Origin of the sequence: uncultured Bacteroides sp. (genome assembly GCF_905207245.1) — a bacterium.
Classification (GTDB): Bacteria; Bacteroidota; Bacteroidia; order Bacteroidales; family Bacteroidaceae; genus Bacteroides.
Window position 1 is genome coordinate 11,523 of record NZ_CAJLKP010000057.1, and the last position, 19,747, is coordinate 31,269.

The 19,747-nt window shown below is 36.7% G+C and carries 17 protein-coding genes; 5 read left to right on the forward strand and 12 right to left on the reverse strand.

Annotated elements, in window-relative coordinates; all coding sequences use genetic code 11:
- Nucleotides 1-302 precede the first annotated feature (302 nt).
- Genes QZ135_RS16480 through QZ135_RS16490 form a run of 3 tightly spaced genes read left to right on the forward strand, consistent with a single transcriptional unit; the run spans nucleotide 303 to nucleotide 3,524 of the window.
- Complete coding sequence (locus QZ135_RS16480; protein ID WP_294611645.1) at nucleotides 303-1,463, forward strand: glycosyltransferase family 4 protein; 1,161 nt, start codon at nucleotides 303-305, stop codon at nucleotides 1,461-1,463.
- A 24-nt stretch (nucleotides 1,464-1,487) separates the two neighbouring features.
- Nucleotides 1,488-2,366, forward strand: coding sequence for a glycosyltransferase family A protein (locus QZ135_RS16485; protein ID WP_294611648.1), 879 nt, complete (start codon nucleotides 1,488-1,490; stop codon nucleotides 2,364-2,366).
- 15 nt (nucleotides 2,367-2,381) lie between these two features.
- On the forward strand, nucleotides 2,382-3,524 hold the full coding sequence (locus tag QZ135_RS16490; RefSeq protein ID WP_294611651.1) for a glycosyltransferase family 4 protein: 1,143 nt from the start codon (nucleotides 2,382-2,384) through the stop codon (nucleotides 3,522-3,524).
- On the opposite strand, the gene QZ135_RS16495 is transcribed toward QZ135_RS16490, so the two are convergent.
- From QZ135_RS16495 to QZ135_RS16505, 3 genes are read right to left on the reverse strand one after another with little or no spacing between them, the layout of a single operon-like run.
- Nucleotides 3,521-5,131: a phosphoethanolamine transferase gene (locus tag QZ135_RS16495; protein WP_294611654.1), complete on the reverse strand. Its 1,611-nt coding sequence runs from the start codon at nucleotides 5,129-5,131 to the stop codon at nucleotides 3,521-3,523. The two genes, QZ135_RS16490 and QZ135_RS16495, sit on opposite strands and share 4 nt — an antisense overlap.
- A gap of 2 nt (nucleotides 5,132-5,133) precedes the next feature.
- Nucleotides 5,134-6,021: a glycosyltransferase family 2 protein gene (locus QZ135_RS16500; protein ID WP_294611657.1), complete on the reverse strand. Its 888-nt coding sequence runs from the start codon at nucleotides 6,019-6,021 to the stop codon at nucleotides 5,134-5,136.
- A gap of 9 nt (nucleotides 6,022-6,030) precedes the next feature.
- Complete coding sequence (locus QZ135_RS16505; RefSeq protein WP_294611660.1) at nucleotides 6,031-6,990, reverse strand: glycosyltransferase; 960 nt, start codon at nucleotides 6,988-6,990, stop codon at nucleotides 6,031-6,033.
- Between the two features lie 51 nt (nucleotides 6,991-7,041).
- Between QZ135_RS16505 and QZ135_RS16510 the strand changes: the two genes are divergently transcribed.
- Both QZ135_RS16510 and QZ135_RS16515 read left to right on the forward strand, forming a co-directional pair.
- Nucleotides 7,042-7,302: a hypothetical protein gene (locus QZ135_RS16510; RefSeq protein WP_294611663.1), complete on the forward strand. Its 261-nt coding sequence runs from the start codon at nucleotides 7,042-7,044 to the stop codon at nucleotides 7,300-7,302.
- 160 nt (nucleotides 7,303-7,462) lie between these two features.
- Nucleotides 7,463-8,443: a glycosyltransferase gene (locus QZ135_RS16515; protein ID WP_294611666.1), complete on the forward strand. Its 981-nt coding sequence runs from the start codon at nucleotides 7,463-7,465 to the stop codon at nucleotides 8,441-8,443.
- 49 nt (nucleotides 8,444-8,492) lie between these two features.
- Here the strand turns inward: QZ135_RS16515 and QZ135_RS16520 are convergent, their stop codons facing one another.
- Genes QZ135_RS16520 through QZ135_RS16560 form a run of 9 tightly spaced genes read right to left on the reverse strand, consistent with a single transcriptional unit; the run spans nucleotide 8,493 to nucleotide 19,571 of the window.
- Nucleotides 8,493-9,941, reverse strand: coding sequence for a lipopolysaccharide biosynthesis protein (locus QZ135_RS16520; RefSeq protein WP_294611669.1), 1,449 nt, complete (start codon nucleotides 9,939-9,941; stop codon nucleotides 8,493-8,495).
- 2 nt (nucleotides 9,942-9,943) lie between these two features.
- Nucleotides 9,944-11,080: a glycosyltransferase gene (locus QZ135_RS16525; RefSeq protein ID WP_294611672.1), complete on the reverse strand. Its 1,137-nt coding sequence runs from the start codon at nucleotides 11,078-11,080 to the stop codon at nucleotides 9,944-9,946.
- A 20-nt stretch (nucleotides 11,081-11,100) separates the two neighbouring features.
- Nucleotides 11,101-12,222, reverse strand: coding sequence for a glycosyltransferase family 1 protein (locus tag QZ135_RS16530; protein WP_294611675.1), 1,122 nt, complete (start codon nucleotides 12,220-12,222; stop codon nucleotides 11,101-11,103).
- 5 nt (nucleotides 12,223-12,227) lie between these two features.
- Nucleotides 12,228-13,454, reverse strand: coding sequence for a glycosyltransferase family 2 protein (locus tag QZ135_RS16535; protein ID WP_182021432.1), 1,227 nt, complete (start codon nucleotides 13,452-13,454; stop codon nucleotides 12,228-12,230).
- A gap of 19 nt (nucleotides 13,455-13,473) precedes the next feature.
- On the reverse strand, nucleotides 13,474-14,937 hold the full coding sequence (locus QZ135_RS16540) for an O-antigen ligase family protein (protein ID WP_294611679.1): 1,464 nt from the start codon (nucleotides 14,935-14,937) through the stop codon (nucleotides 13,474-13,476).
- A gap of 22 nt (nucleotides 14,938-14,959) precedes the next feature.
- Nucleotides 14,960-17,125 (reverse strand): hypothetical protein, encoded by a 2,166-nt coding sequence (locus QZ135_RS16545; protein WP_294611682.1) that lies wholly within the window; start codon nucleotides 17,123-17,125, stop codon nucleotides 14,960-14,962.
- A 6-nt stretch (nucleotides 17,126-17,131) separates the two neighbouring features.
- On the reverse strand, nucleotides 17,132-17,971 hold the full coding sequence (locus QZ135_RS16550) for a TolC family protein (RefSeq protein ID WP_294611685.1): 840 nt from the start codon (nucleotides 17,969-17,971) through the stop codon (nucleotides 17,132-17,134).
- Nucleotides 17,972-18,014: 43 nt separating this feature from the next.
- Nucleotides 18,015-19,187 carry a sugar transferase gene (locus QZ135_RS16555; RefSeq protein ID WP_294611688.1) on the reverse strand — a complete coding sequence of 391 codons (1,173 nt, stop codon included), beginning with the start codon at nucleotides 19,185-19,187 and terminating at the stop codon, nucleotides 18,015-18,017.
- A gap of 24 nt (nucleotides 19,188-19,211) precedes the next feature.
- Nucleotides 19,212-19,571 carry a response regulator gene (locus tag QZ135_RS16560; protein WP_007662320.1) on the reverse strand — a complete coding sequence of 120 codons (360 nt, stop codon included), beginning with the start codon at nucleotides 19,569-19,571 and terminating at the stop codon, nucleotides 19,212-19,214.
- Between the last annotated feature and the right edge of the window lie 176 nt (nucleotides 19,572-19,747).

The following is a 19,747-nucleotide window of genomic DNA, read 5'->3' on the forward strand; positions in this document are numbered from 1 at the left end:
ACTTTTTTAAAGATTTGGGTTAAAACTAATCTTTGGTCTGTGTGTGTGGTTACGCCATCGAATGTCCATGGTTTACTGTCTTCAACCTGGATGGTAAGTTTGAATTTTTTTCCATAATAATCATTTTTTTTTGAACGCGGCAAAGGTAGTGTTTGTCAGTCGGTATATTCCAACTTTTGGATGTTTTTTAATGACATTCATTCGCTATAAGTTTAGAAATACCTTTAGAATAAGGTATATTCGAGAAGAAATCTTATATTTGTACTCATATCTCAAAAAAACAGAATAGGAGGGTTATATTTATGAAATTGGTATATTGTATTCCCACGTTGTACATTTCCGGTGGCATGGAACGCGTTTTAACACTGAAAGCAAATTATTTAGCAACGTTGCCAGGATATGAAATTACTATTGTTATTACGGATGGTGGGGACAAGAAGCCCTATTTCCCTTTGAATCCTTCCATAAAAGTTAAGCAGTTAGATATAAATTTTGAAGAAATGTATCGTTATCCATTCTGGAGACGTTTTGGATTGTATAGGAAAAAACAGAATCTATATAAGCAACGGTTGGAAGCTTTTTTAAAAGAATACAAACCAGATATCACAATTTCTATGCTGCGACGTGAAATCAATTTCCTGAATTCCCTGACAGACGGTAGTATTAAGGTGGGCGAATTGCATATTTGTAAGTTACATTATAGAAAGGTTCCTAAAAATTATCTACCAAGGTGGATTGGTAAATGGGTGGAAAATTACTGGATTGCACAGTTGGTTAATGAATTGCGCAAACTTTCTGCTTTTGTTGTGTTGACAGAAGAAGATAAACAAATGTGGACTGAAGTGAAGAATGTGTGCAATATTCCTAATCCTGTACCTTTTTTGCCACAAGTAAAATCTACCTGCGAGGCAAAGCGTGTGATTGCTGTCGGACGCTATTTTGAGCAGAAAGGTTTTGATTTATTGATTCCGGCTTGGGAAAAAGTGGTCAAAATCCATCCCGATTGGGTGTTGAGTATTTATGGAGATGGTGCGATGCGTCCTCTGCTTCAGAATATGGTGGATGAACGTTGCCTGACCAATCAATGTGTGTTGGAAGAACCAGTTTCCAATATAGAAGAAAAAATGCAGGAAAGTTCTATCCTTGTATGTAGTTCCCGCTTTGAGGGCTGGGGGATGATTTTAGTTGAAGCTATGGCTTGCGGAGTACCTGTAGTGTCGTTTGCCTGTCCTTGCGGACCACGTGATATAATCTCGGATGGGGTTGACGGTCTTTTAGTAGAGAAGGAAAATATAGATGAACTTGCTGAAAAAATTTGCTATTTGATTGAGCATGAGGATGAGCGTAAGCGGATGGGGCAGGAGGCTGCAAAATCTGTTCAACGTTATCGTATGGATGCTGTTGGGAACCAATGGCACGATTTATTTGAGAAATTAGTGAATGAGAAAAAAAACGAAAAGTAGTAATTTTATAAGAAAAACAGGAGTATGGGAATGTGGTATAAACCTTATCTGGCAATTTTTGATAAGGAGTGGACGGATGTTTTGGCAGGCATCAAAGATGAAATTAGAGAAAAGGTGTCACACTTTTATCCGGCAGAACCGTTAGTGTCCATTGTACTTATTGCGCATAATGAGGAAAAGCATATTGCTGCTTGCCTATGGTCACTGTGTAACAATGTCTGCCATTTTCCGGCAGAGATTATTGTAGTAGATAATATGTCTACAGATCATACCGTTGAAGTACTCTCTGATTTGGGTGTGACTTATTTTGAGGAGCAACGAAAAAGTCCGGGTTTCGCCCGGGCTTGCGGGCTCAAGCATGCCCGTGGTAAATATCATCTGTGTATAGATTCTGATACTTTATACCCGCCGCATTATGTTGATACGCATATCAGGCAGTTGCAGCGAAAAGATGTTGTTTGTACTTATTCTTTATGGAGTTTCTTACCGGATGAAAACCATTCATTCTGGGGGCTCTTGGGTTACGAATTTCTGAGAGATATCTATCTGAATATTCAGAATATCAAACGTCCGGAAAAGAATGTGCGTGGTATGGTTTTGGCTTTTCATACGGAGCCTGCTCGTGAAGTAGGATTTCGCACCAATATAATTCGTGGTGAAGATGGCATGATGGCATTAGGCTTGAAGAAATATGGTAAACTTGTATTTATTAGGAGTAGGAAAGCAAGAGCGGTGACTTGTAATAGTACGCTTGATGGCAAAGGTTCTCTTTGGCAGAATTTTTTATTTCGCCTGAGAAAAAGCACCAAGGAATTTGCGGGCTTGTTTCATGCGCAGGAACATTATGCAGACACTCCATCTAACATGACTGAACAAGATAATCAGCAATCAAATCAAAAATAAAAAGAAAAAGTGGGTATGAAAATTGTCTATGTGTTTCCTGCTTTGAATACTGTGGGAGGAGCTGACCGGGTTATTACTGAAAAAGTTAACTATTTTGCAGAGAATTTTGGTTATGAAATGTATGTAGTAACTGCACATCAGAATAATGCCCCCTTATTCTTTCCGTTATCTTCCAAAGTAAAGCATATTGATTTGGATGTGAATTTCCATCAACAATATGGACTACCCATATGGAAGCGTGTATTTATTTATTTTAAGTTATTGCATCAGTATAAGCGAAAGCTAAAAAAGCTATTGTTTACTATTCATCCGGATTTTACTATTACAACTATTAGCCGTGATATTGATTTTCTTTGCTCAATACATGATGGAAGCAAGAAAATAGCAGAGGCGCATGTTGCTAAACCATTTATCCGTAATTTACATAGAATGGCAAATGAAGGACTCGTATATAAAATGATAGGTAAAATTTGGACTTATAAACTGGAACGGACCATAAGAAACTTTGATGCATTGGTTGTGTTGACTGAATATGATTCGGAAAGTTGGAAAAGAATAAAAAAAGCTGTTGTGATACCCAATTCTATGCCTTTCTATCCCCCGGTAGGCAGTACTTGCACGTCGAAGAAGATTATTAGTGTAGGCCGTTATGATGAGCAGAAAGGCTATGATATGCTGATTGATGCGTGGGAAATTGTACATCAGACTTATCCGGATTGGAATTTATACATTTATGGTAACGGTGCTCTGCAAAAGAACTTTGAAAATCGTATTAAACAGAAACAGCTTGGACAAAGCCTGTTTTTATGTGCTCCGGTGAAAGATATTGAACAGAAATATCTGGAAAGTTCCATGTATGTCATGAGTTCGCGTTTTGAGGGATTTGGTATGGTATTGATAGAAGCAATGGCTTGCGGGCTTCCATGTGTTTCGTTTGATTGTCCGCATGGGCCATCGGATATCATTAAAGATGAGGTGGATGGTTTGTTGGTTGAAAACGGGAATGTACAGTTGTTGTCACAAAAAATAGGTCGTCTGATTCAAGATGATGCTCTGAGGCAACAAATGGGAGCTTGCGCAAGAAAAAATGTCCTGCGCTACTCTAAAGAGAACATCATGTGGCAGTGGAAAGATTTGTTCGAACGGTTGCGGTCTTAGTTGAATAATAAACTTTTTTGGATTTCGTAGTCCTTCGTCTGGATACCGCAAATATCCATAATTGTATGAATGATATTTGCTGTATTGAAAGGCTTGTTTGTTGCATTCTTCATCTGTTCGACTATGTTGGGATGTTTCCTTTTGAATATCTCAGATGTCCATATCAGAAAAGGTATTTCTTGCATAGGGGAGCTTGGATTGTATAATCCGTGGCCACACATATTGCGGGTATCGTAGACTTCTTCACCATGATCGGGAAAGCTAAAAACTATGGCATCCTTATTTTGGAATCGTTGTATTATTTGGTCACAGACAAAGTCATTGTATAATACTGAATTATCATACTCGGCGATAGTGCGTTTTTTTTCATTACTTATGTCTTTTGCGATATCATGGATACTGAATTTATTGAATTCAGTGGGATATCTATTAGTATAGCGACGATGTGATCCCATAAGATGTAAACAAAAAAAGGCTTTTTCATGAGGTCTTCTGAGCTCTTGATCTAATAATGTTAGTAGTTCTCCATCAAAATAGCCATATCGCTCTTCTGAAGCGTGCCGTTGGTGAGGAAACCTGACACAATCAGAAGTAGAAGCAATGCCAGCGGTAGAGTTGTCATCACCTGCAGTAAAACTGTCTTGATTGGAAAGCCAACAAGTATAGTAACCGGCCTGCTTCATTACAGCCGGAAGTGTGTGATATTGGTACCAGGGTGCTGCTGATTTGTCATCGAAGAAAGTCATTATTTGTCGAATGGATTCTGATGTAACAGTGCGGGGAGTTCTTACACTGTCAAATTTTAAAGTTTTGTCATCTTTTATCTGTTGGCTTAACTTTGGGGTAGTGGGTAAATGATAACCGTAAGCATCCATGTGGAGCTTGGAAAGAGATTCTCCTAATATTATTATTACATAAGGCACTTCAGAGGAATTACTTATGAGAACTGGAGCATCTTGTTTTACCAATTGAAGATATTTACTGTATTCGGCTCTGTCATGTATTGCATTTTGTGATGAATGCCAGACGCGTTCTATACCGGTCAATGCCTGGTAAGAAGTCATGTGACGTATATGCGTGATGTAATAGGTGAGACCGGCGTATATTAGGAGAGTTAGGGTACAGGTTGGTATTAAGATTGCTTTTTTGTGCAACCATGCAGGGAGAGGGATATTCAATAGCTTTTTATAATAATAGAAAAGTAATATACCAACGATTAATATAGAAAATAATACCATGCATGTATGTATATCAAAGTAGGAAGTAAAAAATTCGGATGCTTCTGACTGGCTTGTTTCCATAGTAACCATAATGATGGAAGGAGTTATTAAAGAATAAAAGTTTAGTAATAGGAAACTTTCTATAGCAAAAAAGAAATAAGCTATGAATAAAACAATTTTTGTTAGATTGATATGAAACAATTTATGTATATAGTGTATAGCCAGTACCATTAATAACGTTACACCTGCTCCATTGATGAGAGCAGCTCCAAGTCGTATAGGAATCATTAGCCATATCTCATTGCAAAGATTATAAATGACTGCCGTTAAGGTGTTTAATATAAATAGAATGCAAAATATTATAAATGAGGGATAAGCTTGTTTCATATTTATGATTTCTTATATTTTGATGTTATACCATTATATGTACCACTTAGTACGGCTTTTGCTAAACTTAATTCTCCGTGAAGCAAATATAATATTGCCTTTTTAGGAGCAGCAATGCTGAAAATATATAGACAGGACAGAAGTTTCCTAATACCGGTAAAATTCTTGCGGGCGAAAAGTATCCGGGCACGTGAGAGATAAAACTCTCTTAATAGCGATCCTTTTTTAGCAGTCGTACCTTCTTTGTGATAAACTACGGCAGCCGGTTCATACCATAGCCTATATCCTGCATGCAGTATTCTGGCAGACCAGTCGAATTCTTCATAAAAAAGGAAATAATCTTCACTCATGGGACCTGCCTTTTGGAGCACTTCGCGGGAAATCATCATTGAAGCACCATGTAATGATGCCGTTTCACATGCTTTATGATAGCACGGTTGATCCTTATCATTAAATCCTATTGCACTATTTCTCAGGGTTATATATGAAAATGGAGTGAAGCCGGCAAATTGTAAAATGTCAGGGGCATAGGCATATTTTAGCATAGGAGACACTCCGCCATTTTTTTTATCTGTCTCCAATCTTTTTATTAATGTATCCAGTATAGGAGCCTTGATGAGCGTATCGTTGTTAATAAAAAGCAGGTATTGCCCTTTTGCCATAGCCAATCCTGCATTATTTCCACCAGCAAAGCCGGTATTTGTGTTTTGTTTCACTTTTATGTCAGGAAATTTTTTTTGTAATTTTTCACCCTCTGGCATATGCGATCCATTGTCCACAACAATGATTTCGTATGGATATGTTTCGTATTTGTGAAAAGATTCTATCATTTCACAGGTATCGACGAAGCCATTATAATTGACTGTGATAATAGAGACAATTGCTTTCATTCTTTTTTCTTATGTTTTTGAGGGAGTATGAGAAGGTTTAAACCAGAATACCAACCAATGCCTGAAAGTAATGTATTTGTTGAAAGATAAGCGTTGGAAACGACAGACTGTTTCTATTTTCTCTAAAAAAGTCATTCTATGGGCATTCCATACAATGGCATTTAGAGTCTGCCATAGGTAGGTGTCTATTATGGAAGTCCATTCAGGATGCTGTTGGCGTAGCAATAGCATTTTGGAACATACGACGCTATATCCTTCTATATTTCGCATACTAAATTTGTTGGTCATAGTTGAGTTTGAACGTACTCTGCGTTTAAAGAATGTTTGGTTGATATACGCAACCCTTTGTGCATTCAAATGAATTTGTATTACGAAAATATGGTCTTCATGGATTATGCCGGCAGGAAATCCTGTGAAATATTTCTGGATGAATGAATGACGGGTGAAACATAACCAACATGAAGCAGAAAATATGTATTGCTGTAGTTCATATTCTAAAAGTTCTGTGCCTTTCCATATTTTGTCACTAATTTTGTTTTTTCTGTTATAATCCGGTAAGTAGGCGGATGCTTCCATAATTGTTTCCGCATCGAAGAATACAAAATCTAAATCTTTTTGCTCGCAGGCATCGTAGCATTGTTGTAATGCCACAATGTCCAATATGTCATCGCTATCCATAAAATAAATATATTTCCCAGTAGCATATTGTAGACCATGATTACGTGCAACACTCTGTCCTTGATTGGTTTGTGTGTGCCATTGTATCCGAAAATCATGGGCTGCATATTTTTCAATTATGCTTTGACTTCTATCTGTAGAACCGTCATTGATAAGAATGATTTCTAATTCTCTTAATGTTTGGTTACAGATACTGTCTAAAGCTTCACATAAGTAGACTTCTGTATTATAGATGGGCATAATAACAGATACTTTTGGAAGTAAACCATTATTAGTATGACAATTATTCATTCTTAGATTTGTTTATTATGTAAGTTGGTAAACACTGTCTTTGAAAATAACATGTGGTTTCGATGTTCCATTCACAAAGATAGTGTATTTGTTTTTATACAGAACGAGAATGGCGATAAATATGGATTTAAATCTGGAGTTTTAACTCCTGAATTGGAAGAGATAACATTGGTCAATGCCTATTTTATTAGTCAGTTGCCCGGTCGTAAGAGTGATGTGCGTGATATTGTCCGAATTACTGAATATTCCTTGAATGATGGGCTGAAAATAAGAAGAAGCCTAAGGAGAACCACAGAAATAGAGGTGACCTGACTTTTTAAGAGTTTGTTTGGAGGAGGGTAACAAAAATATTATTTAAGGTGATAACCTATAGTTGCATTTTTTGATTTAAAGGTGTATCTTTGTTATAGATGCATCATTCTTTGATGTGTTTAGTCTAAATTTTGAATCAAACATTTTAAAGTATATTATTATGAAACTGAGTGTTATAATTCCAGTATATAATACGGAAAAGTATCTTGATAAATGTCTTGGAAGCGTTTTGGCTCAAGATGAAAAAGACTTTGAAATTATTTTGGTTGACGATGGATCAAAAGACTCCTCATCCGAAATATGCAGTAATTATGAATTGAAATACGATTTTATCCAATGTATTCATATAGAAAATTCTGGTCCTGCTACAGCAAAGAATAAGGGGTATGAACTGGCTCAAGGCGAATATATTTCGTTTATAGACAGTGATGATGAACTTAAACCAGAAATGTATGCTTTACTACTTGACAATGCGATACGCAATGATGCGGATGTGGCTTGTTGTTCTTATCTGCAAATTGATGAAGTTGGGAATAAATCTCATGAAGATTGTACTGGTAAAGGTTATATTTTGAATCAAGAAGATGGATTACGGCATTTATTGGAAAAAAAAATGATTTATTCTCAATGCTGGACAAAAATCTATAAGAAAAGTCTTTTAGACAGATATAATATTCGTTTTATTGATGGACTCAAGACCGAAGAGGATTTTATTTTTAACTTAGAGGTATTTATGAAGGGGCACTTGACTACAATAATTGATAAACCGCTTTATATATACACTCATAGGACATCTTCTCTATCGCGAGAATACCATATATCTCATATACAGAATTTTCTTTGTAATATGACTTTCCGACTAAAATTGACAGATGATAAGGTAAAAAAGGTTTTTCCTGCTTTAGATGAAATTTGCACAGTTCATTGCCTCCAATACTATAATTTAATGATAGGAAGAGCTGCCATGTTTGAGTATAAAGATATTTTGCCTTATTATTTACAAGCATTTGAATACATAAACTCTCATAAGAGAATATTGATTAAATATCATGAAAAATGTGGATTAAGTATCATTGGGGCCTTGCTTTTTATTGTATTCCCTCCTAAATGTTATTTTAAATATAGAAAACAAAAAACATAATATTTTTATAACAATCTCTACTCTGCTATCTGGATACTGAGATGCAATATTAATGCTTGTGAAAGATTTTCTTAATCTTGGCTATGATGTCATATTCTTTACGCCATTGTATATAGCCTCCCCATAAAAATAGTGTTAGAATACTCTTCACACATAAACTTATTAATATATTCCAATTGGAGGAATAGAGTGAGAGAACATATAGTACGCCCCCAATAAGTAGTGTGATAAACAGTGGCGAAATAATTTGTTTGTATAAATGTTTTATATTGCGACGGAACAGATAATGATAGAGTTGCCAGTAGCATTGTGTAAAACTTAAGAGATAGGATATCAGTATACTGTAAGCAAAAGCTTCTAAAGTACGGAAGAATAGAATACAGACTAAAAATCCGGTACAAGTGACAAAGGCTGTAAAGATGCCACAGATGAAAAGCCCGCGTGTATCATTACTACTCTGGAAAAATGAACCGGATGATGACATTATAATTTGTAGTCCAACACTTAGTGAAAGTATTTGAAAGGCGAGTATGGAGGGTGACCATTGAGAACCAAATACGGAAAGTATCAGTTCTCGTCCACAAAAAAAGAGAAGTATGCTTATAGGAAAACCAATAAAAGCTAGGAGGCGTACCATTCGTTCGTTGATGGAGGCTAATCTTTCTTCTTCTTTTTGGTAATCGCTCAAAATAGGATGCAGTACTGGAGTGATGACATAAGTGATATTTTGTATTGGTAAGGACATTAAACGATAGGATTTTTCATAATAGCCTAATGGTGCCATACCAATATATTTTCCTATCAACATTTTGTCTAGATTACGGATAAAATAGCTCATTATACTGAAAAGGAATTGATACATGGAATACGCCCATATTTTTTTTAAGCTATTTATTCCCCATGTACAGAGAAACTTTTGAGGATATTTTTTTAAAGAGATAAAGTAAATCAAAGCACTCGATAATATAGGCTGGATAAGTAATGTGTAAAGGCCTGCTCCACTCCAAGCTGCCATAATGGCAAGAATTCCTACTGATATTTGTATGATAAGAGTTCGCCAAGCGATAAATTTAAAGTTTTTATCTCTGAAAAAAAGTGTATTGGGGACGGTTCCGGCAGATGAAAAGAACAGGTTTACTGATAATAGTTGGCAAATGGGAAGCAGGCGGTTATCTTTATAATAATCGGCGATGAAGCTCGCAGACAAAAAGAACAATACGCTCAGTATTACCCCTATCCATATTGTAAACATATAGATATTATTGATGTCTTGCAACGATAATTCTTTGTTTTGAACGATGGCAGAAGAAATTCCTATGTTTGTAAATATACTAAAAAAATTGATGAAAACAGTGGCAATAGCAACAATACCAAAGTCGTCTGGACTTAACAGACGTGCTAATATAGCCATTACTATCAAAGAGATGATAATGCCGGAATATCTGGCAATTGCTGTATAGAATACGCCCGAGAGCATTTGTTGCTTGATGCTTGCCATAACTATATATTTTGTGAGATTCGGAATATCCGGTCTTCGTACACTTTTCTCATTTGCTCTTCCCACGATAGATGTCGGATAGAATCTCTTATCATCTGTGGAGATATGGATTGAGAATGACAGAAAGAGATTAATTGTGGAATGTTGATGGGGCTTTCGTCAGCAGCAGCTTTCAGTACATAAGACATTTGATCGAAATCTTCATCTGTCTCTGAATAGATAAAGGAAAAGCCTCGTGCAGCATACTCTCTGTTTTTTAATGTCTTAATATTGTATATTCCACTACGATGACGAGCCAAACTGCCAATTGCAAAATCTGCTTGCTCAAAAAGAGTATTTAGTGCTTCACCATGTTGCGCTCCATATAGAATGACATATGGTTCCAATCCGTATTCACGTATGGGCGTCATAATTTCTTGATATTCTCTTTCGCCAGTTATATTACCTACAAGGTGGAAAAAGACTTTGTATTCGGGATGATTACTGTAATATTCTCCAAGCCCTTTGATTAAACGATCAAAACCATGCCAAAAGTGTATTTCGGCTACACCGATTAAATGCAGTTCATAATTTAAGCTACTTACTTTTGTTCTTAGCGGAATTTGGCTAAAATCTATGCCATTGGAAATCCGTATGGTACGACAGCCAAAAATTTCTGTATCGTTAGAGAAAGTGATAACGGCATCGATATATCTGCAAAATGCACGGCGGAATAATTTATCGGTATATAGCTGTATCTTCTCTTTCACAGAACAATACTCATGATCATAAGGATAGGTAGGTATTTCCAAGAGGATTTTTACATTCCTTTTTTTAAGTTCTCTCACAAAATGTATCGTGAAAGGATTAGCGTTATGGTAGGAGCGTATGTATATCAATGAGATATTTTCTTTCTCCACATATCGGATGATGGGACGGAATGAAATACGCTTTTTAAGTTTGGCTATCACTCCTTTGCCAAGATCCGCCAATATTTTATTGTCTATTAACCATTGTCTGCTCCCATCGGGCGTAACTTCATAATAGCAGGTTTGGACATCCAAACCGCATTTCTTTAAAGCGTTTACCTGATATTTGATTTTCTTGCTGATTCCGTTATACTCTTGAAAACCGTAAAAAACGAGAAAAAGAGCTTTCATATTTGGTTGATTCAATTGGTTTATAATCTCAGGTTGCGGTATAGTTGGACTAATTCATCAGCAGTCTTTGCCCATGAAAATTGTTGTGACCGAAGCAATCCGTAATCTTTTTGTTTTAGATATAATGTCTTATCTATCTCTAATTTTAATAACATATTTGCAATCTCTTCCGGTTTGTACGGATCAACAGCTAATGCACCTGGACCGGCAACTTCGGGCATTGCGGAAGTATTTCCGATAATGATGGGCACTCCACACGCCATCGCTTCTATCATTGGAATACCAAAACTCTCACGGAGTGATGGGTAGAGGAATGCAAAAGCTGCATTATAAAGTGTTGTCAAGTCATGGTTGGCAATGTAACCTGGATAATATAGATATGATTTAATATCAGAGATTCCCTCTTGCTCTAGCAAGTTATCAATATATTCTTCTTTCAAATCAGCGATTAGGAGCGGTCGCTTTATGCTGGACCGTTGCAGATATAGACTATATGCTTTCAAAGTACGCACAGCATTCTTTTTAGGATCGGTATTACCGAGAAAGAACAGGAAGTCCTTTTCTGGAATATATTGGTGGACTATACGCATATCAATTTTATCCTGTGGAAAAAAATGAGTATTATATCCATTATATATTGCTGTAATACGTTCTGTTGGAATATTTAATGCTTTACGGATACGATTACATTCAAAATGTGAGACCGTTATTATTTTTTTGCATTTCTTTAAAATACGTGGTACTACGATTCGACGATAATGCCAACCTAATTCCTGATAAAGGGAAGGACTTCGGCGTTGTCTCGGTTCCAAGTAGATTATATCATGCAGTGTCAGAACCAGAGGTACGGGACACCACAAGGGAGCTGTGTTTGAAGTACAATGAAGTAAATCGACTTTTAAACGTTTTAGTACACGAGGTAATGCAACCTGTTCCCAAAGAGGATAGGTCGGACATTTTAGCTCTATGATGGATAGATTAGTCGACTCTTCCAAGCAGCGATCTTCCCCGGGAGCGACAATAATGTAATATTCATTACCGTCGTCCCTTTTCTGCAATTCACGTATGGTTTCTAATGCAACAAAGTCCATACCGTGTTTATTGGGGCGAAAAATACGTTGCGCTTCAATAGCTATCTTCATGTTTTCTATTTATTTTCTGACTCTTCTGTCTTTTTGTCTTTGGGAGTTTTCTTTTTTTGGAAGAAACGTGTAATATGACTAAATAGACTTGCAAATACTAAGATTGGCAATGCCCAAATGGAGTGTTTGAACCGTTTGTTTACTTCTCCATCCGGTAGCGCCATTATAAATGTAATAATAATGACACCTAAAAGGGTATACCATTTAAAGCTAAGTGTCCAATCGAGGAGGGTAATACCAATGGCACATAAGGTGATAAGAGCTATAAGTAGAAAACGTGATGGCATTAACCATTGGAAAAGTTTGAGCGCATAGTCCCATTCGCCTTTAAGCAGAGTTATCGGTAGCTTTTTTAGTGCGAGGATAGTACTGCTATATTGTGAACGGAGCCAACCAATGCGTTGGGCCTCATATCCATTGGCACTTTCTTCTTTCTTGCTGTAACATACTACTTCTTCCATATATTCCGTGTAGATGTTCTGTTGCAACAGTGCTGTTTCCATCGCTTTACTTAAATCAGAACCTTTCAGTTTGGGTGCTATTTCATGGAACATTGGAAAATCAAATGCCATAGCTGAGCCTATTAATGCAGAAGAAAATCCCATGCGTGTATGCGCTTTACGGAAGATATTATTATTAATTTCTTCACTGGTGGCATTTAATACGGCAATACTGGTAGTTAGATTTTCGGTCATTCGGTGCGCCTGGATAGCATCGCATCCGGAATAGTATGCATTGTTGAACAAATTTAATGCATTAGGAACAATTCGATTATCAGAATTAAAAATAATAACCATATCGTATTCTGCAGGAGAATAACGCTCCATAACTTGCTGGATAGCATAAACTTTCGTACATTGTTCTTTATCGGGAACAACAATGTTGACTGGCATCTGAAGTAGAGTTACTAAATCCTCTTCCGGTAATTGAGTCGCTGCAACGGCTATGTCATACTTATCACGTGGATAAAGTTGAGTATCTAAGAAACTATTTATAGAGTGAATCACTTCTTTGCCATTACGTAATACTGTAAACAATACAAGAAAACGGTGGTGTACTTTAGCAGGAGGATAGGGATTTTTGTATTTCCCTAACGAAAAAAGTGCACAAACAAAAAGATACAACACTGGAATGCTTAGCAACAAGAACAAAATGGCATCTGCAATTTGTAAAGCATTGTTGTTTTCATCTACCCACCAATCGGGATTGAATATGGAAAAAATCTCGCTCATGATATGATATTACTTGTTTTTATATTGATTTTTCTTGAGTAATCTGTTTGTCTATATAAGGGCCGTTCATAATGAATGCTAATGAAGCAACAACGAGGAAGTCAGTAGGGGCGGTATTCATAGCTTCGCCTGTATATCCGTTGACCCATACCCCGAAAACACCACAAGTTAAGGCTGCTAATATATGATGTAACTCTTTGTTTTTGATGCGGAACATGACAATGTAACAACATCGGAGTACCACTGTAATTAATATGGCAAGGTAAAGATTCAAGCCCACATAACCGGTTTGTATCCATATTCTTACATAGTAAGAGTCGGGTGGGAGAGTTCCTTCCTCATATAGATCTCCTTTCTTCCATAACTTAGGAATGCTTTCGTCTATACCAACTCCCCATGGATGTTTTTCCAAATATGCTGCAATCTCTTTTCGGTTTTCGACACGGACATTAAAAGATGCATCTTCTGTAGGACGGAAAGCAGTCCTCATACGTCGTATAGAAGAATTTCCTTCTCCAATATTAGTGAATACAAAAAATGAAAATACCAATATACCGGCAAATGCTGTTGTTGTGAATATTTTTATATTCTTACAGAGCAGGCAGTAGAGTGCTGTCCCAGCTATAGGAATAATAATAGCACCACGAGTGCCAGACATAAACATGCCGATTAGCCCCATTAGGGCTACCGCTAAGTAATAGTATAATAATCGTTTGTTACGTGTATGTATGCCGATAATGGTATATACAAGTGTTATGAGTCCCATACATGCTCCAAAATTGCTGGCATCAGTGAATATGGAGAAATAGCGTATTCCTGTATTTATAATATGGGTTCGCCAGCTGTCACTACTTACAAGCCACTCTCTTTCGGCGTAATCAAAACCAAAATGTTTTTGCCACCATAATTTGAAGAATGCGATTGATACGAATACTCCTACTGTTATTAATCCTATTTTTAACGTCTTAGGTTTGTCGGCCAATAAAGATGAGACTATATAAAGAACAAATGTCTCCAATATCATGATACGGATTCCTTTTGTAATACCTTCAGCTTGTATTCCCGGATTGAGAAACTGGAATAAAATGAATAGGATCCAAGGAACATAACTAATGGTCAATATATTTACAGCATTTGTTAATTTTATATCTGCCTTGTTTCGGAGAAATGAAAAAAGTATGGATATCGTTATATAGACTAATAATATATCCAAGATAACACTAAGTCCCGTAGTATGGGTGTAGCGCATAATTGCAATAAAAAAGAACGCATATGTTGCATATAGCAAATAACCGAAACGAGGAATCTGAAGTCCATAAAATAATATAATCGCTGCTAAAGGTAGGCTGATAATAATAGCAGCAATTAACATTTTTTGAGCAATGATGGCATAGGCGATAGCTACTAACCCCATCAATAGTACAGAAGCAAGTACTGCTTGTGGAGGAAGCTCTCGGATGGGATATCGACTGTCGTATGCCATTATTCTATTCTCTTTTAAATTGTTATTTTACTTCATTTTTCTTAGATGTCAGACCTAGTTGAGCCAACCTGCTGAAGAATGAGTGAGTTGGAGTTTTGGGAGGCAATTCGCCAGTGAAAGACTCCACTACATCTCGATCAGCATTATTCAGATAAAGCACAAATGGAGTATCTTTCAATGCTTCTTTAATAGGAGCAATCGTTGTTTTATCACTATTACGCCATAAACGACAAGCATTAGCCACTAACAGATTCACATCAGCCTTTTGAAGCACAGGTAAAGGAATAGCAGCATCTTTGATAGGAGGGTATTCTACTAAGATAATATCTGGTATTTGTTCTGCTTCGTTCAAATTCCAAAAGTCTGATAATTGCTCTGCTTGTACATACTTACTACTGCTTGCTTCAAAGTCAACATCATAACATACTAAACGTACACGCAAGCCTTCTGATTTCCAATATTCCATAAAGTATTTAGAAAGAAAAGACTTGCCCTCACGGCTGTTTACACTAATCAAGTTGATAACGTTAGGACGATTAGGGGATAAATATTGGTTTAACCGATGACAACTGTAAGCAGCAGCAATACGATTACATACTTTCAAGAAGCCACGGAATTTTAAATTACTAATGCCATTGAAAGCAGCAATTACAGGTAAGCCAGTGAGGCGTTTACTGCGAATTGGGTCACGCAGAGTACGATCTAATAACTCAATTAGCAAAAAATAAGTTATGATAAATACAATACTTCCTATAAAGGCTAATAGAATATAAAGCATGCGGCTGCGTCCATTATCTGTTAACGGAAAATCGGGTGGAGCTACAGTTTGCAAATTACTAGTACTCATCTCTATATTTTTCAGGCGCAGATTTGCATCAGCCAGTCCTCTTAATTGGGTACGGTAATTGTCCTCTGCAATGCCTATTGCACGTTCTTTTCTATTAACCTGTGTTCCGATTGGGGACATGTGGCTATATTGATCAAATATTTCTTGTTGCCGTTTTATCAATACTTCACGTTCGGCTTTAGCTTTAGCCTCATTAATGCAGGCTGTCAGCCATTCTACAACCATTTCCTGAATGCCAACGCCTTCTTTTGTAAAATTAAATTCGCTTAAATTGTCAGATATATGGCTAATGTTATCTTCTGCCTTTTTCAAGGCATCTTTTTCCTTTTGCAGATTTGTATCTGAGACCATAGTATCGTCAGAAGCAAATATTTCCCTTTCCATGATGCTTTGGTTCAAAGCGCTAACCTTATTTAGCTCTTGTAATAAATTTGTATTATTGCGAATAATCTGAGCCCGTATATCCATTTTATCTTCCAGCATGTTGCGCAAACTTACTGCGGATTCATATGTACGTTCAGCTTCTTCTAAACGATCTTCAACTAGATAACGAGTTCCTGCTAAAGCTTTTGTCTCCTCTGGATAATTAATGATGCGTTCCTGAACATTGTAATGCATTAAATCGTCTTCTTCCTCATTCATCTTCGCTTTTGCAATACGCACTTGTTCCTCAAAATAAGCTATAACATCATTCGTTGATTTATATCGAAGTATTTCATAAGCCTTAATCAATTCGTCTATTAGAATGGCAACAGTCTTCTGGGTAATGCCAGGATCTGCAGACGTATATTCTATTTCAAGTATATCACTATTCCCTACGCGTTTTATTTTAATGCCATCCAATGCTATTGCACTATAAAATGCAACAGGACGATTGAATATTGAATATATGAAATTATTGTTGTCTGGTTTACGATAGGCAGTTAGGTTGGCTAACGTCTTTTCAACATCTTTTCGGTCGACTAATGCCAGTACTTCCTTTGGAGTCATTTGAAGTAATTGTCGATAATGCTTGGCTTGGATATATTGGTTGTCTTTCCATTCTTCACCAAATGTTAACGAATTTGCTAATAGACGTAAAGATACTTTTTCTAATGTTCCACGTGACTTGCCAAGGTTGATTAGATTATCAAAAGTACTATTTATGACCATATAATTAATAGAAGAGCCATCAAGGGATGTTGAATTGGTCACACCGGCATAGATACTACTTGTCACAGTATAACTATACGGCAGGAATTGGGTGAAATAAATAACCAATCCTGTTACAAAAAGAGTTCCCCATAATAACCAGTAGCGAATGCGGTATAGGAACTGTGATATGAATAGCATTATATCCATAGGGCTCTATCTTTTTTCTTTTATAATTTTTACATTAGTTAGCATCTCTAATAATACTATTGAATTGTGAAGGGCAACTCGGCTTTGTTCGTAACTAGTAACAGCACCTGCACGTCGTGAACGCTCTAAAGAAAGGGAAATGATATCCATTTTCCCTTGTATAAAATTATTTTCAGAGATTTTCATCTGTGCGTTGTATAAGGCAGCGGTCTCAGCTTTTGCTCTAATTGTTGCTAATTGCTCTGTTACTGCATTGTATGCTTCTAGTACGAGTAAACGGCGATCTTCCATAACCTCTTCTCGGGTATATTGTAACTGCTCTATCTGGTAACGATAATCTTTTAATTTTAATGGGCGATTTATAATATCACCAAGGCTAATGCCAACATTGGCTCCTACATTAAAGTTATGTTGTGCACTTGACATCGTTGTTTGATACATAGGGGTAAACTCGTCGCTGGCATTACCAATGACATTGTATCGACCATATGAATACATACCACTAAGACGGAAATAGTTCCACCAATTTCGTTTCTCTAATCGGTATTTAGTCTTAACTTGTTCTACTTGCGACTGGGCTCTTTTCACAGTAGCATTTTCAACTACAGCATCTAAAAAAACAGAAAGTGGAGGCAGTTCCAATTTCTCTATTTCTATGGGGGCATTTTTAGTAATTAATCCCATTGTACTGGCCTCTATTTTTTCATCTTCCATCTTCAATCTCTCTAATGCTTTGATACGTTCTTCGCGTGTCATATTCTCTTGTGCTGATACAAATGACGAAAATGTGCATACTCCAATCAAGGATATGCAGCAAATTATAATTTTAGTGTACTTTCTTATCATTTCTCTTATTTGCAATTTTACGATTTACATTTTATCGTCATGATTAAACATTTTCTTTCTGTATAAACGCTGTTAGCGTTTTGAAGAGAATCTTTATATCCAGCCAAAACGAGAAGTCTCTTGCATATTTTATATCCAATTGCTTTCTCTCCTCAGCAGACATTTTACCTGCACCGCCACGTTTTTCCACCTGCCATAATCCTGTCAATCCTGCCGGAGCCATGAACCTATCAATGTAGGCATCACTGGTCAGTAATTCCGCTTCGTAGAGTGGGAGAGGGCGATTACCTACAATACTCATATCACCTTTCAGTATATTGAATAACTGTGGCAATTCATCAATACTATATTTACGGATGATACGTCCCACACGAGTGACGCGTGGATCATTTTCAAGTTTAACGAATGTATTTTCCTTTGTTTTCTCTTTCTTTTTGATGAAATCTTCCTCAGAGATAACAAAATCATCTGAAATCAACAAACTTTCTTCTTCATCCGGTGTTCCGGCAAGGTCATCAAAACGAATTTCAGGACCTTCATCGGAACTTTCCACTTCTTCAATCTGATATTGATTGAGGGCATTCAGCTCTTTTAATCTTTTATCTGCATTGGTATACATGGAACGGAATTTCAGAAAATCGAAAATCTGATAGTTAGAGCCAACGCGCTGCGATTTGTAAATAACTTTTCCTTTGCTTTCCATGCGAATAGCAATAGCGGTACCAATTAAAATAGGAGAAAGAATAATAACAGCGGTACCCGCAAAGAGTACATCGAATGTACGCTTCCACATAGGGAGGTGGTATGTATTCAATATCTTGCGGTGCGTCTCGCTAAATTCTTTTAGCTTGCTTTCCTTACGTGTCTTGAGATATGCATTCATGCGCTGAATGCTATCTTCTTCTGCATGTGGTGGAAGCGTATTATTAACTCCGGCTTGCAAATAAGCTTTCCTGTTTTCAGACTTTAGAGCTTCGGTTATGAGGGTAATATAAACCCGGGGATAACGCTTACGCAAATAAGTAATCTCAATACAGTCCGCTTCGCGTACATCCGTTTGTTCGTAAAGGATAGATATGTTATACCGTTCACGGATACCGTCAATCACTTTTGCCGCTTTCTGAGATGAAGAGACGGCTACGAACATACCACCTGTAACTTTGCTCAGGTGATCAATGATAATCCGGTTACTTCCGATATAAATGTAGTATAACATGTCCTTTTACGTGTTTTGTGTTAATTAGATGAACTTCTTTAAGCGTACTTTCAATTCCATGGGATTGAAAGGTTTGAGAATGTAATCTACTGCTCCTTCCTCAAGTAGGCGAATACGTTCGGTTGTACTTTCTTCGCTGGAAAGCATCATAACAGGAATGTGCTTGAATAACTCATTGCTTTTAAGATAATGAAGAAACTCAGAACCTGTCATTTTCGGCATACGGATATCGGATATAATCAAGTCCGGTTCATTACCTTCGTGTAACCAGTCGATAGCTTTTAAAGGGTCTTCGCAATATACGAAATCATACTCCTTTCCTAAGTACATAGAGAGCACTTTGCCTATGGAGGCTTTATCATCTACTAATAATATCTGTTTCATTATTGTAAGTTATATTATTCTATACCTGTTGTTCGTTATATGGTTGTAAATCTATTTGCTTGTCATGAAACTGCGTTCTTTGCAGATTTTACAAGCAATGAAATCAACTGAATCTTATTCTTTTCCATAAATATATTGATTAAGTTTGATCTTAAGCAAAAATACGCTTATTTGCG

Excerpts from the sequence above, each read along its gene's own strand:
- QZ135_RS16550 (WP_294611685.1), bottom strand. The coding sequence starts at position 17,971 with ATGATAAGAAAGTACACTAAAATTATAATTTGCTGCATATCCTTGATT.
- QZ135_RS16555 (WP_294611688.1), bottom strand. The coding sequence starts at position 19,187 with ATGTTATACTACATTTATATCGGAAGTAACCGGATTATCATTGATCAC.
- QZ135_RS16480 (WP_294611645.1), top strand. The coding sequence starts at position 303 with ATGAAATTGGTATATTGTATTCCCACGTTGTACATTTCCGGTGGCATG.
- QZ135_RS16545 (WP_294611682.1), bottom strand. The coding sequence starts at position 17,125 with ATGGATATAATGCTATTCATATCACAGTTCCTATACCGCATTCGCTAC.
- QZ135_RS16535 (WP_182021432.1), bottom strand. The coding sequence starts at position 13,454 with ATGAGCGAGATTTTTTCCATATTCAATCCCGATTGGTGGGTAGATGAA.
- QZ135_RS16500 (WP_294611657.1), bottom strand. The coding sequence starts at position 6,021 with ATGAAAGCAATTGTCTCTATTATCACAGTCAATTATAATGGCTTCGTC.
- QZ135_RS16485 (WP_294611648.1), top strand. The coding sequence starts at position 1,488 with ATGGGAATGTGGTATAAACCTTATCTGGCAATTTTTGATAAGGAGTGG.
- QZ135_RS16530 (WP_294611675.1), bottom strand. The coding sequence starts at position 12,222 with ATGAAGATAGCTATTGAAGCGCAACGTATTTTTCGCCCCAATAAACAC.
- QZ135_RS16495 (WP_294611654.1), bottom strand. The coding sequence starts at position 5,131 with ATGAAACAAGCTTATCCCTCATTTATAATATTTTGCATTCTATTTATA.
- QZ135_RS16490 (WP_294611651.1), top strand. The coding sequence starts at position 2,382 with ATGAAAATTGTCTATGTGTTTCCTGCTTTGAATACTGTGGGAGGAGCT.
- QZ135_RS16525 (WP_294611672.1), bottom strand. The coding sequence starts at position 11,080 with ATGAAAGCTCTTTTTCTCGTTTTTTACGGTTTTCAAGAGTATAACGGA.
- QZ135_RS16560 (WP_007662320.1), bottom strand. The coding sequence starts at position 19,571 with ATGAAACAGATATTATTAGTAGATGATAAAGCCTCCATAGGCAAAGTG.
- QZ135_RS16520 (WP_294611669.1), bottom strand. The coding sequence starts at position 9,941 with ATGGCAAGCATCAAGCAACAAATGCTCTCGGGCGTATTCTATACAGCA.
- QZ135_RS16505 (WP_294611660.1), bottom strand. The coding sequence starts at position 6,990 with ATGAATAATTGTCATACTAATAATGGTTTACTTCCAAAAGTATCTGTT.
- QZ135_RS16515 (WP_294611666.1), top strand. The coding sequence starts at position 7,463 with ATGAAACTGAGTGTTATAATTCCAGTATATAATACGGAAAAGTATCTT.
- QZ135_RS16540 (WP_294611679.1), bottom strand. The coding sequence starts at position 14,937 with ATGGCATACGACAGTCGATATCCCATCCGAGAGCTTCCTCCACAAGCA.
- QZ135_RS16510 (WP_294611663.1), top strand. The coding sequence starts at position 7,042 with ATGTGGTTTCGATGTTCCATTCACAAAGATAGTGTATTTGTTTTTATA.